This is a genomic window from Caulobacter endophyticus (assembly GCF_029543245.1).
Classification (GTDB): domain Bacteria; phylum Pseudomonadota; class Alphaproteobacteria; order Caulobacterales; family Caulobacteraceae; genus Caulobacter; species Caulobacter endophyticus_A.
Genome location: NZ_JARQWV010000022.1, coordinates 45,776 through 58,924, shown reverse-complemented (window position 1 = coordinate 58,924; position 13,149 = coordinate 45,776). Strand labels below are relative to the sequence as shown.

The 13,149-nt window shown below is 70.2% G+C and carries 5 protein-coding genes; all 5 read left to right on the top strand.

Features of this window, described 5'->3' with window-relative positions; all coding sequences use genetic code 11:
- Positions 1-260: 260 nt before the first annotated feature.
- The 5 genes from P7A99_RS19540 to P7A99_RS19520 all read left to right on the top strand — a co-directional run bounded on the left by P7A99_RS19540 (position 261) and on the right by P7A99_RS19520 (position 13,144).
- Entirely contained in the window at positions 261-4,739 is a 4,479-nt protein-coding gene (locus P7A99_RS19540) for a beta strand repeat-containing protein (RefSeq protein WP_277795426.1), read from the top strand.
- On the top strand, positions 4,736-6,526 hold the full coding sequence (locus P7A99_RS19535) for a type I secretion system permease/ATPase (RefSeq protein WP_277795425.1): 1,791 nt from the start codon (positions 4,736-4,738) through the stop codon (positions 6,524-6,526). Before P7A99_RS19540 ends, P7A99_RS19535 begins: the two co-directional genes overlap by 4 nt.
- A 4-nt stretch (positions 6,527-6,530) precedes the next feature.
- The gene (locus P7A99_RS19530) at positions 6,531-7,907 is read left to right on the top strand and encodes an HlyD family type I secretion periplasmic adaptor subunit (RefSeq protein ID WP_277795424.1); all 1,377 of its coding nucleotides are present in this window, start codon (positions 6,531-6,533) and stop codon (positions 7,905-7,907) included.
- Positions 7,908-8,050: 143 nt separating this feature from the next.
- Positions 8,051-10,210, top strand: coding sequence for a TonB-dependent receptor (locus tag P7A99_RS19525; protein WP_277795423.1), 2,160 nt, complete (start codon positions 8,051-8,053; stop codon positions 10,208-10,210).
- A gap of 66 nt (positions 10,211-10,276) precedes the next feature.
- Positions 10,277-13,144 (top strand): ATP-binding protein, encoded by a 2,868-nt coding sequence (locus tag P7A99_RS19520; protein ID WP_277795422.1) that lies wholly within the window; start codon positions 10,277-10,279, stop codon positions 13,142-13,144.
- Positions 13,145-13,149: the final 5 nt, after the last annotated feature.

Here is a 13,149-nt window from a genome sequence, read left to right as displayed (position 1 = left end):
GCGGAGCTGAACTAGGCCGATCGCTAGCCGCTGTTTCGCTTCGCGTAGGCGTTGCACGTTCCAGAAGGTCTCTAGTCGGCGAGGGGAGAGCGGAAAGCCGCCTCCCGGAAACGACCACGAGCTTTGCGGTTCGCGCGCGCCTCCGGCGCCGACCTCGGACCCGGCATCCGTCTCCCCTGTCGACGTTGTGATCGAGGCCTTCGTTTGGATCGCGCGGACGAGCCCAGCGGGCACGCGCGCGGAGCGCTCGGGAGCAAGTCATGGCCGACATAGACATCACCACACCAGGCAGTTCGACGACCGTGAACGGCGTGATCATCACGCGCGGCGACGCGATCGGTTCAGGCACCGGCACCTACGATCCGTTCCTGGCCATCCGCGACAACGACGGCAACGAGAACGGCTTCAACACCGACGCCAACGGCGTGCTCAACACCGACCAGAGCAAGACCAGCAGCCTGACCTTCAACCAGATCCCCATCAGGATCATCGACGGCGTGCAGTACCTGGAGTTCCGGCTCGACCTCAACGAGACCAACGAGAACCCGTACACCGCGCTGAACGCGATGAAGATCTACTACTCGTCGGCCCCGGCCACGGGCGCGGACTATGTCGCCGGCACGCAAGAGCTGGACGCAGACTTCACCAAGATCTTTGATCTCGACGCCGGCGGCGACAAGACGCTGCTGATGGACGCCCACTCGTCGGGCAGCGGCAATGACGACTACATCTTCTACGTGCCGGTCTCGCTGTTCGGCGGCGCCGACCTGAGCACGGCCTACATCACGATGTACGCCGAGTTCGGACGGGCAGGCACGACCTACAACGCCGACGACGGCTTCGAGGAATTCAACACCGAGAAGGCCGCCATCATCAGCGGCGTCAAGTTCCTCGACGCCGACGGCGACGGGGTGCAGGACGCGGGCGAAGCCGGCCTCGGCGGCTGGACTATCTTCGTCGACGAGAACAAGAACGGCGTGCTCGACGCCGGCGAACGCTCGACGGTGACCAAGGCCGACGGCACGTTCCAGATCGGCGGCCTGCCGCTGTCGCTAGGCACGGTGCAGGTCGACGAGGTGCTGCAGGAAGGCTGGACCCAGACCACGGGCGTCTTCGAGACCGTAACCCTGGCCGAGGCCACCACCTACAACGTGCAGATCGGCAACCAGCCGATCCCCCCGCAGGTGGACGTGGTCAAGACGGCCGGTACGCGCACCGACGGTGACGGCAACGGCGACGACGCCGGCGACACCCAGGTGTTCAACTTCACGGTCACCAACACCGGCACGATCAAGCTGCTGAACGTCACCCTGATGGATGACAACGGCACGCCCGGAAACACCGCCGACGACATCCCGATCACCCTGGCGGGCCTCACCGACCAGGACGGCGACGGCCAGGCCGACGACCTCGCGGTCGGCGCCTCGGCGACCGGCAGCCTGCTGCACGTGTTCACCCAGGCCGAGATCGAAGCCGGCGGCTACACCAACACCGGCACCGCCACGGGCTCCTCGGCCAGCGGCATTTCGGTTTCGGACAGCGATCCCGAGACCGTGACCCTGACCCGTAACCCGGCGCTCAACATCACCAAGGACGCCTCCGTCCCCGGCGGTACGGCCGACGCGGCCGGCGAACAGATCAGCTACACGATCAGCGTCGCCAACACCGGCAACGTGATGCTGGACGGCGTCACCGTCACCGACCCCTATGCCGACGCCGGATCCATCGTCCGGGGCGCCGACACGGTGGGCGACAACGACGCCCTGCTCGAAGTGGGCGAGGTCTGGAGCTACACGGCCAAGCACACGGTCACGCAGGGAGAGATCGACTCCAACGGCGGCGGCGACGGCATGCTGGAGAACACGGCCACGGCCGACTCCAACCAGACCGGCCCCGATACCGACGACGCCAATGTTCCCGTCGATCGGCGGCCCAGCCTGAACATCACCAAGGACGCCACCGTTCCCGGCGGCACGGCTGACGCGGCCGGCGAGCAGATCAGCTACGTCATCACGGTCGCCAACACCGGCAACACCACCCTGGACGGCGTCACCGTCACCGACCCCTATGCCGACGCCGGCTCGATCGTCCGCGGCGCCGACGTGGTCGGCGATAACGACGGCCTTCTGGAGGTCGGTGAAACCTGGGGCTACACCGCCAAGCACACGGTCACGCAAGGAGAGATCGACTCCAACGGCGGCGGCGACGGCGCCCTGGAGAATACGGCCACGGCCGACTCCAACCAGACCGGTCCCGATACCGACGACGCCAGCGTGCCCGTCGATCGACGCCCGAGCCTCAACATCACCAAGGACGCCACCGTCCCTGGCGGCACGGCCGACGTGGCCGGCGAGCAGATCAGCTACGTCATCACCGTCGCCAACACCGGTAACACCACCCTGGACGGCGTAACGGTGACGGACCCCTATGCCGATGCGGGCTCGATCATCCGCGGCGCCGACGTGGTCGGCGATAACGACGGCCTGCTGGAGGTCGGTGAAACCTGGGGCTACACCGCCAAGCACACGGTCACCCAGGCCGAGCTCGACTCCAACGGTGGCGGCGATGGCCAACTGGAGAACACGGCCACGGCCGACTCCAACCAGACCGGTCCCGACACCGACGACGCCAGCGTCCCGGTCGCCCCGCGACCCAGCCTGAACATCACCAAGGACGCCACCGTCCCCGGAGGAACCGCCGACACGGCCGGCGAGCAGATCAGCTACGTCATCACCGTCGCCAACACCGGCAACACCACGCTGGACGGCGTCACCGTCACCGACCCCTATGCCGACGCTGGCTCGATCATGCGCGGCGCGGATGTCGTGGGCGACAATGACGCCCTGCTGGAGGTCGGCGAAACCTGGGGCTACACCGCCAAGCACACCGTCACCCAGGCTGAGATCGATTCCAACGGCGGCGGCGATGGTCAGCTGGAGAACACGGCCACGGCCGACTCCAACCAGACCGGGCCAGACACCGACGACGCCAGCGTGCCTGTCGATCGGCGACCCAGCCTGAACATCGTCAAGGATGCGACGGTGCCTGGAGGCACGGCCGACGTCGCCGGTGAGCAGATCAGCTACACGATCAGCGTCACCAACACCGGCAACACCACCCTAGACGGCGTCACCGTCACCGACCCCTATGCCGACGCCGGAACCCTGGTCCGCGGCGCCGACACGGTGGGCGACAATGACGCCCTGCTCGAAGTGGGCGAAGTCTGGAGCTACACCGCCAAGCACACGGTCACGCAAGCCGAGATCGACTCCAACGGCGGCGGTGATGGACAGCTGGAAAACACGGCCACGGCCGACTCCAACCAGACCGGACCCGACACCGACGACGCCAGCGTGCCTGTCGACCGCCGGCCCAGCCTCAACATCACCAAGGATGCGACGGTCCCCGGAGGAACCGCCGACGCGGCCGGCGAGCAGATCAGCTACGTCATCACCGTGGCCAACACCGGCAACACGACCCTGGACGGCGTGACCGTCACCGACCCCTATGCCGACGCCGGATCGATCATGCGCGGCGCTGACGTGGTTGGCGACAATGACGGCCTTCTGGAGGTCGGTGAAACCTGGGGCTACACGGCCAAGCACACGGTCACCCAGGCCGAACTCGACTCCAACGGCGGCGGCGACGGCAAGCTGGAGAATGTGGCCACGGCCGACTCCAACCAGACCGGGCCCGACACCGACGACGCCAACGTGCCCGTGCAGCAGCGCGCCAGCATCGACATCGAAAAGTACGTCTCGATCGACGGCGGCGCGACCTGGAGCGACGCGGACGACCCCATGGGGCCGATCGCCACCTCCGGCGCTAACGTCATGTTCAAGTTCGTGGTCGCCAACACCGGCAACGTGACCCTGACCAACGCCACGGTCACGGACTCGGTGTTCGACCTGAACGGCGCGGCGGCCGGCACGGCCCGGGCGCTCGGAACCCTGGCGGTCGGCGCCAGCACCGAGTTCCAGATCACCGCGCCCTGGACCGCCGGCCAGCACGTCAACGACGCCACCGCCTCGGGCAGCTACTCCGGCGGCACGGCCACCGACAACGACCTGGCCTACTACTTCGGCCTGATCGACAGCGTGGGCGTGCGCACCCCCGGCTTCTGGCTGTCGCCCAACGGCCTGACCTTCTGGGACGGCACGGTGGGCAACGAGACCAAGTCCGGTCCTGATTTCCCCGACGGCGAACTGCTGGCCTACAACAACGGCATCGTCGACGGCCCCGACCCGGGCAACAGCAACAAGGAGGAGCGCTACATCCTGCTGGGCGACGACAACGGCAACGGCGTCAAGGACGTCGGCGAGGACACCCTGCAGATGTCGCTGGCCCTGGCGCTCAAGGTCATCGACGCCTCGATGAAGCCGTCGCAGGACGCCCGCTATGTCCTGGGTCGCGACGTCATCGCCGCCTGGCTGAACTTCGAGGCGGGCAACCCCTCGGGCGACCCGCTCGACCCGAACAGTCCCGCCGCCAAGATGAACCAGGCGATCGACTGGCTGCAGCAGTACGCCGACGCCAACCACGACGGGATCGCCGACTTCAACGGGCCTGCGGTCAAGCAGAACAGCGCGGCGTGGCAAGGCTCGGGAGCGGCGCTGCACACCGCGCTCGACGACTACAACAACAACGGCACGATCAACGGCTTCACCTTCGCCGGCGACGGGGATGATCAGCTGTTCGTGAGCATGCTGACCCGCTACCACGAGGATGTCCTCGCATGAGCGGCCGGGGCGGCGCGGACAGGGCGGGAGGCTCGGGACGGCGTGTCCTGCCCGAGCCGCTGGCCGAGGCGTTCGGAACCTGTCGGCGGCATCTGCTGATCGCCGCCGGGTTCAGCGCCCTGGTCAACATCCTCTATCTCGCGCCGACCCTCTACATGCTGCAGATCTACGACAGGGTCCTGCCGACCAGCGGGCTCCTGTCGCTTGCTTTTCTGACGATCGCGGTTGTCTGCGCCCTGGCCACCCTGGCCGTGCTCGACAGCCTGCGCCAGCGTATCCTGGTGCGCCTGGGCCTGCGCCTCGACCGCCTGCTGGCGCCCGAGGTCCTGACCCGGCTGACCGGCGGGCTCGGCCCCGACGCCGGGCCGCGCCTGCGCCAGGCCATGCGCGAGTTCGACGCCTTCCGCAACGTGGTCTCGGGCTCGGCCGCCACGGCGATGCTCGATGCGCCCTGGACCCCGATCTACCTGGCGCTCTGCTTTGTGCTGCACCCCTTGCTGGGCGTGATCTCGGTGATCGGCGCGGGAGCGCTTTTGATCCTGGCCATCCTCAACGAGCAGGCCACCCGCGCCAAGCTGGAGGCCCTCAACGAAGCCTCCGCCCAGGCCTACGCCACCCAGGAGGCGATCGCCAGCCAGGGCGGCCTGGTCAAGGCTCTGGGCATGCGCGAGCCGCTGATCGTGCGCCAGCTGCTAGACCGCCGCGCCGCCGTCGGCCTGCAGGCCGACGCCCAGTTCACCGGCGGGCTCTACACCGGCCTGATCCGCTTCCTGCGGTTGACGCTCCAGTCGCTGGCCTTGGGAACCGGCGCGTGGCTGGCCGTGCGCCACGAGATTTCGGCCGGCGGCGTCATCGCCGCCTCCATCCTGCTCAGCCGCAGCCTGGCGCCTGTCGAACAGATCGTCGGGTCCTGGAAGAACGTGATCCAGGCGCGCGACGGCCTGCGCACCCTGGCCGACCTTTTCGAACGCGCCCCGGCCGCGCCGGTCCGCACCCGGCTGCCCGAGCCCAAGGGGCGGCTGCGCGCCGAACAGGCCGGCGTCCGCACGCCCGACGGTTCGGGCTTGATCCTGCGCGGCATCTCCTTCGACCTCAATCCGGGCGAGATCATCGGCGTCGTCGGCCCCAGCGGTGCGGGTAAGACCACCCTGGCGCGGGTGCTGGTCGGGGCGCTGACGCCTGACCTCGGCTGCGTGCGCATCGACGGCGCGGACCTCGCCGACTGGCAGTCCGAGCGCCTGGCGACCCACATCGGCTACCTGCCGCAGAACTGCGGCCTGTTCGCCGGCACTGTGAAGGAAAACATCGCCCGCTTCGCCAGCATCACCGAGAGCGACCCGCGCGAGATCGACGAGCGGGCCGTGGCCGCGGCCACCGCGGCCGGGGCTCACGAGATGATCCTGCGCCTGCCGCAGGCCTACGACACGCCGCTCGGACCGGGCGGGGCAGGGGTGTCAGCCGGCCAGGCCCAGCGCCTGGCCCTGGCCCGGGCGCTGTACGGCTCACCCCAGGTGTTCGTGTTCGACGAGCCCAACTCCAATCTCGACTTCGAGGGCGAGACGGCGCTGGAGCACGCGATCGCGGCCCAGAAGGCGAGGGGAGCGGCCCTGGTGGTCATCGCCCATCGCCTCAACATCCTGGGCGTGGCCGACAAGCTCCTGGTGCTGCGCGACGGCGCCATGGATCTCTACGGTCCGCGCCGCGAGGTGCTGCAGGCGCTGGAGGCGAGGGTGGCCGGGCTGCCGCGCCCGGCCAACGCCTCTTCCGATCTTCGGGTTTCGGGGTGACGCCATGACCGGTTCGCTCGCCATTCACAAGCCAGGGGCCCTGGTCACGGTCGAGGCCTACAAGACCGAGGGCCCCAACGACGGAACCCGCTGGGAGCTCCGCGCCGGCCTCGCCGTCGCCGGCCTGTTCTTCGTCGGCTTCCTGGGGTGGGCGGCGTTCGCGCCGCTCGATGCCGGGGCCTATGCGCAGGGCGTGGTCGTGGTCTCCGGCAGCCGGCAGGCCGTCCAGCACCGCGAGGGCGGAGTGATCTCGGCCCTGCGGGTGCAGGAAGGCGACAAGGTCCAGCAAGGCCAGGTTCTGCTCGAGCTGAACGTTCAGGAGATCCGGGCGCAGGAGCGGGCGCTGGCCGCGCGAGTGTTCGCGGTCGAGGCGCGCCGGGCGCGGCTGATCGCCGAGCGCGACGGCCTGGCCGCGCCGGTCACGCCTGTAGCCTTCGCCGGTCTGCCGGCCGAGGACCAGATCCTGGCCGACGAGGCCATGGGGCTGGAGCGCCGTCAGCTGGCCGCTCAGCGTGCAGCCCTGGCCTCGCGGCGCGGCGTGCTGGGCGAGCGCGCCAGCCAGCTGGCCGAGCAGATCAACGGCTATAACCGTCAGCTCGCCGCCAATCGCGAGCAGCAGCGGCTGATCGGCGAGGAACTGGAGGGCATGCGCAAGCTGGCCGCCCAGGGCTATGCGCCGCTGACGCGGGTGAGGGCGCTCGAACGGGCCGCGGCCGACCTGGTGGGGACCGACGGCGCCTATCGCGCCCAGGCCGCCAGCGCCCGCGAAGGCATCGGCGAGACCCGCATGCAGGCCCTGCAAGGCGACCGCGAGCACATGGACGAGGTTATCGCCGACCTGCGCCAGTCGGAGATCGAGCTCAACGACCTGAAGCCCCGGCTGGCCGCCGCGCGCGACCAGCTTTCGCGCGGCATGGTCCGGGCGCCGGCCTCCGGCCAGGTCGTGGGCCTGAAGGTGTTCACGGTCGGCGGCGTCGCCGCGCCCGGCGACGTGCTGATGGAGATCGTGCCCCAGCGCGCGCCGCTGGTCATCGAGGCCCGGGTGTCGCCGAACGACGCCGACGACGTCCACGTGGGCCAGAGCGCCGACGTCAAGCTGACGGCCTTCCACGACCGCCAGCTGCCCCTACTGCAGGGCACGGTCACCAAGCTGTCGGCCGACGGCTTCACCGACGACAAGACCGGCGCGCGCTATTTCCGCGCCGAGGTCGCCGTGCCGCCGGAGGAACTGGCCGCGCTCAAGCAGCCGGGACGCGAGCCGCCGGCCCTGAAGGCCGGGCTGCCGGTCGAGGTCGTCGCGCCCCTGCGCAAGCGCACGGCGTTGCAGTACCTGCTGGAGCCGATGCAACAGCGGCTGTTCAGGAGCTTCCGCGAGCAATGAGGCCTGCGCGGGCGAACGCGCTTGGCCTGACCCCGCCGCCGACGAGGCCGCTCGGAAATCACGGGTTTCCCGGTTAGCTTACGGCCGCTGGAATCTGTCGCGCGATGCGGCAGGCAGCGCTGTCTGGCCGGGGAGGGCGGAAGGTGGCGATCTCGAGCGGGCTGTCACTGCTACAGGCGATCCTAGCGCCGCTGGCGGTGGGGGAGGGCGCGCCCCGCACCGATCCGTCGGCCGCCTTGGCCGAAGACGTGATCGTCACCGCCCAGCGGCGCCGCGAGCGCCATCAGGACGTTCCCATCGCCCTGTCCGTCGTTGGCCAGGACCAGTTGGCGCGCCGGGGCGCCAGGGACCTTTCGGACCTCGCCGGCGCGACGCCCAGCCTGTCGATCGCCGGCTTCACCGGCGGCAACGCCAGCAACCTGGTGTCTATCCGCGGCGTCGCCGGCCAGGTGCTTCCGATCGGCTCCGGACAGCCGGTGGCGATCTATCTCGACGGCGTCTACCTGTCGCGGCCCGACGCGGCCTTCTTCGGCCTGGACGACGTCGAGCGGATCGAGGTGCTGCGCGGGCCCCAGGGCGCCCTCTACGGTCGCAACGCGACGGCCGGCGCGGTCAACATCATCACGCGCTCGCCCGGCGAGGCGGTGCAAGGCGGCGGCGAGATCCGCATCGGAAACCTCGAGGCGATCTCAGCCAGGGGATCGATCGGCGGCCCCCTGTCCGAACGGCTGTCCGCCGGACTGTCGGGCAGCTACCTCCGTCACGACGGCGCGATCCGCAACACGGTCACCGGCGATCGCCTGAACGCCCGCGACGCCCGCACCCTTCGCGGCCGGCTGCGCTACCGCTCGGCGGATCGCCGGTTCGAGGCGGTGCTGTCGGGCGATCTGACGCGGGATCGCGCCACCCCCGTCTTCAAGAACGCCTATGCCCCGTCCGGGGCTTTCATCGGCCTCGGCGACCCGGCCGTGTTCGCCAGCGACGCAGCCAGCCAGGCCCGCACGCTTCGCCGGACCGGCAACGACGGCCTGTCCCTGACCCTGACCCATCGGCCGCTGGAAACGCTGGAGCTGGTCTCGGTCACCAGCTGGCGCGACCTGGACTCGACCGTGACCTATGACGCCGATGCGTCAGCCGCACCGTCGCTGCTGACGGCGGCGACCAATCACAGCGCCACGTTCAGCCAGGAAGTCCGGGGCGTGTTCACCGGCCGCCGCCTGCGCGCCACGGCAGGCGCCAGCCTGTTCACCGAGCAGGCCCGCTACGGTCTTTCCACCGGCGCGCCGACCACGCCGCCCAGCTTCACCCACCTGCAGGACCACAGCGAGCTGACGGCCTGGGCGGTCTTCGGCCAGTTCGAGGTCGATCTGGCCGAACGCCTGACCCTGGTGACCGGACTGAGATACGACCGCGAACGCCGGGATTTCACCATCGACTATCGTCAGGCGCCCGCGCCGGGGCGGCTGCTGGCGGGCAAGGTCGAGGACAGCGTGCTGATCCCCAGCCTCGGCCTGTCATACCGCGCCCGCCCCGACCTGCTGGTCTACGCCAAGGCCGGACGCGGCTATCAGCCGCCGGGCTTCAACTTCGCGCCGGGCGCGGCGACGACGGTCGCCAACACCTTCCGGCCCGAGACCCTCTGGGCCTACGAGGCGGGCGTCAAGGCTCAGCTTGCCGACCACCGCCTCGCCCTCGAAGCAGCCGCCTTCCTCTACGACTACGGCGACATCCAGATCCGCAGCACGATCGGCCTGGGACTGACCCGTGTGGACAACGCCGCCTCGGCGCGGCTGGCGGGGCTGGAGGCGAGCATCGTCGCCAGACTGCCGCATGGCTTCTCGATCCGCGCGCAGGGCGCCTATCTGAGCGCCCGCTACCGCGCCTTCTGCCAGGCGATCAGCGCCGGCGATCCGCAGGGCGACGACCGGCTCTGCGCGCCAGGACGGGCCGACCGCTCGGGCAACCGGCTGAACCTGGCGCCCCGCTGGTCGGGCGGCCTGGGCCTGGACTACGTGCGCGGCTTGGGCGCCGGCCGGTTCCTCGCCAGCCTGACCTACGAGGTCGCCGGCGGCGTTTTCCATGTCGGCGCGGCCAACGAGCGGGCGCTGCGCGCCGATCCCTGGGGCCAGCTGGGCGGGGAGGCGGCCTTTCGGCTCGCAAGCGGTCCGGAGGCGTTCATCTACGGCCGCAACCTGACCGACGAGCGTTTCCTCTCCTTCGCCGCCCGGGTCGCGCCCACCTCGGCCTTTCTGGTGATCAACGAGCCCCGGACCTACGGCGCCGGGATTCGATATCGCTTCTGAAGCGGTTTGCGGTAGATGTCCGGTAACATCGGTCGCCCGGGGCGAGCTGGCGGCGTGGAGGCGACTGTGGCGGACGACCACGCCGAACTGATGACGCGATCCTTCGCCTTCGGCCCGTTCCTGCTGTTGCCCGAACGACAGCTCCTCCTGGAGAACGAGACCCCGGTGCGGATCGGCAACCGGGCGCTGGGCCTGCTGACGGCCCTGGTCGAGCGCGCCGGCGCCGTAGTGACCAAGCGCGACCTGTTCGCGCAGGTCTGGCCCGACACCTTCGTCGAGGAGAGCAACCTCAAGGTCCACATGGTCTCCCTGCGCCGCATCCTGCGACAGGAGGATGGAACCCGTTACATCTCGACCGTGATCGGACGGGGCTACACCTTCGTAGCGCCGGTCCGGATCGTGGGCAGGCCGGACGCCCCGGTTGAACGCCTCGCCGACAGCCGCCGCAGACACAACTTGCCGGCCAGCGCCACGCGCCTGCTGGGCCGCACCGACGCCGTCGAGGCTATCGGCGACGAGCTGGGCGAGGCGCGGCTGGTGTCCGTGGTGGGCCCCGGCGGCATAGGCAAGACCTCGGTCGCGCTGGCGGTGGCCGAGCGACTGATCGGGACCAACCGCGACGGGGTGTGGCTGGTCGACCTGTCGCCGATCAAGGACCCGGCCCTGGTCCCCAGCGTCATCGCCACCGCGATCGGACTGAGCGCCCATTCGGCCAACATGCTGGCGGCGCTGTGCGAGTACCTGCGCGAGCGGCAGATGCTGCTGCTGCTCGACAGCTGCGAGTGCGAGCACATCATCGACGCCGTCGCCGCCTGCGCCGAACGGATCCTGGCCGACGCCCCGGGCGTGCGGATCCTGGCGACCAGCCGCGAGCCGCTGCGCCTGACCGGAGAGCGGCTGCGTCGCCTTCCGGGGCTCGACACGCCGCCGGCCTCGACCCCGCTCACCGCCGAGACGGCGCTCGGCTTCGCCGCCGTCCGCCTGTTCGCCGAGCGGGCGACGGATCGGCTGGAATCCTTCGAACTGGCCGACGGCGACGCGGGCCTCGTCGGCGAGATCTGCCGGCGACTGGACGGCCTGCCGCTGGCGATCGAGCTGGCCGCCACGCGGATCGACCTGTTCGGCGTCGCCGGCGTGCTGCATCAGGTCCGCGATCGCTTCCACCTCCAGATCGGCCAGCGCGCTGGTCCGGAGCGGCATCGCACCCTGATGGCCGCGATCGACTGGAGCCACGACCTGCTGTCGGCCAGCGAGCAGGCGGTGTTGCGGCGGCTGTCTGTTCTGGCCGGCGCCTTCACCCTGGCCTCCGCCTGCGCCATCGCCGCCGACGAGGCGATCGGCCCGGCAGTCGTGGTCGAGGACCTGGCCGCCCTCGTCGAGAAGTCGCTGGTCGCCGCCGAGCCGCGCGACCACGACGTCGAGTACCGGCTGCTCGACACGACGCGGGCCTACGCCCTGGAAAAGCTCGCGGCTTCCGGGGAAGCCGGCCCGGTCGGCCTGCGCCACGCGCGCTACTTCCTGGCCCTGGCCGACCAGGCCAGGCGCGACGCCGACAAGCTTCCGCGCACGATCTGGCTCCAGCGCTACGGCGTCAGGATAGACGACGTGCGCGACGCCATCGGCTGGGCTTCCCGGAGCGCGGACGACGCCGGGCTGCTGATCAGCCTGACCATCGCGGCGATACCGTTCTGGGGCCGGCTTTCGCTGCTGGAGGAATCCCGCGTGGCGGTCGAACGGGCGCTGGAGGGCCGGTTCGCCTCCGTCCGCACGGCGCGCGACGACCTGATGCTGAACCTGACGCGCGGCGCCACGCTGCTGCATACGCAGGGGCCGCTGCTGGCGGTAAAGGAGGCGCTCAGCCGGGCGCTTGCGCTCGCCGAGGGGCCGGCCGACACGGACCTGCAACTGGAGTGCCTGCGAGGCCTGGCGGAGTACGAACTCTGGACCGGCGACTCGCGCTCGGCGCTGGAGGTCGCCGAGAAGATCTCGGCGCTGGAAGGCGCGGGGAGCGCCGCCGCGCCGTCTGACTCGGATGCGACGGCGGGCTCGGCGCTGTCTTGGCTAGGCGCCCTGGCGGCCTCTCAGCAGAGGCTGGAGAAGATCGTCTACCGCTCGTGCGGCGCCGACCCGCATCCCGGCGCGGCGCGCTTCGAGTTCGACCAGCGCCTGACGGCGCGCGGGGCGCTGGCGACGGTTCTGTGGCTGCAAGGCTATCCCGACCAGGCGGTCGAAGCCGCGCGGGTGCAGCTGGCCGAGGCGGAGGCCTCCAACTACGCGGTCTCGCTCTGCTACGCCCTGGTCCACGGATCGCTGCCCGTCATGCTCTATGTGCGCGACTATGCGGCCGCCCAAAGCGTACTGGATCGAGGCATCCGGCACGCCGAACGGCACGGCCTGGAGATCTGGCGGGCCATGGCCGCCTGCGTCGCGGCGCGGCTGGATCTCTATCTCCACCGGCCCATAGACCTGGAAGCCTATCAGCGGACGCTGGCTATGGTGCGCGAGAGCGGGTTCCGCATGCGCTATCCCAACTACCTGACCAACTACGGCGAGGCCCTGGCCCGCCAGGTCGACCTGCGTCGCGGTCTTGCCGGCATCGATGAGGCCATCGCCCTGTCCGAGGCTACCGGCCAAGTCGTCGGCATTCCCGAGATTCTGCGCATCAAGGGCAACGTCCTGCGGCGGGGCAATACCGAGCAGGCCCGCCAGGCGGTCGACTGCTATCTGCGTTCGATCGAGCTGGCCCGGCAGGACGGCGCGCTCTCTTGGGAGCTTCGGTCGGCGACCAGCCTGGTGGAGTTCTGGCGCGAGCGCGGCGGCGATCATGAAGCCGAAGCGATGCTGGCCAACGTGCTGGACCGTTTCAGCGAGGGCTTCGGCACCGGCGACCTGCGCCGGGCCCGCGCCCTGGTCGACACGCGCCCCCAGGCCTGAACGGG

Coding starts and splice junctions, on each gene's coding strand:
- P7A99_RS19530 (WP_277795424.1), top strand. CDS start 6,531: ATGACCGGTTCGCTCGCCATTCACAAGCCAGGGGCCCTGGTCACGGTC.
- P7A99_RS19535 (WP_277795425.1), top strand. CDS start 4,736: ATGAGCGGCCGGGGCGGCGCGGACAGGGCGGGAGGCTCGGGACGGCGT.
- P7A99_RS19540 (WP_277795426.1), top strand. CDS start 261: ATGGCCGACATAGACATCACCACACCAGGCAGTTCGACGACCGTGAAC.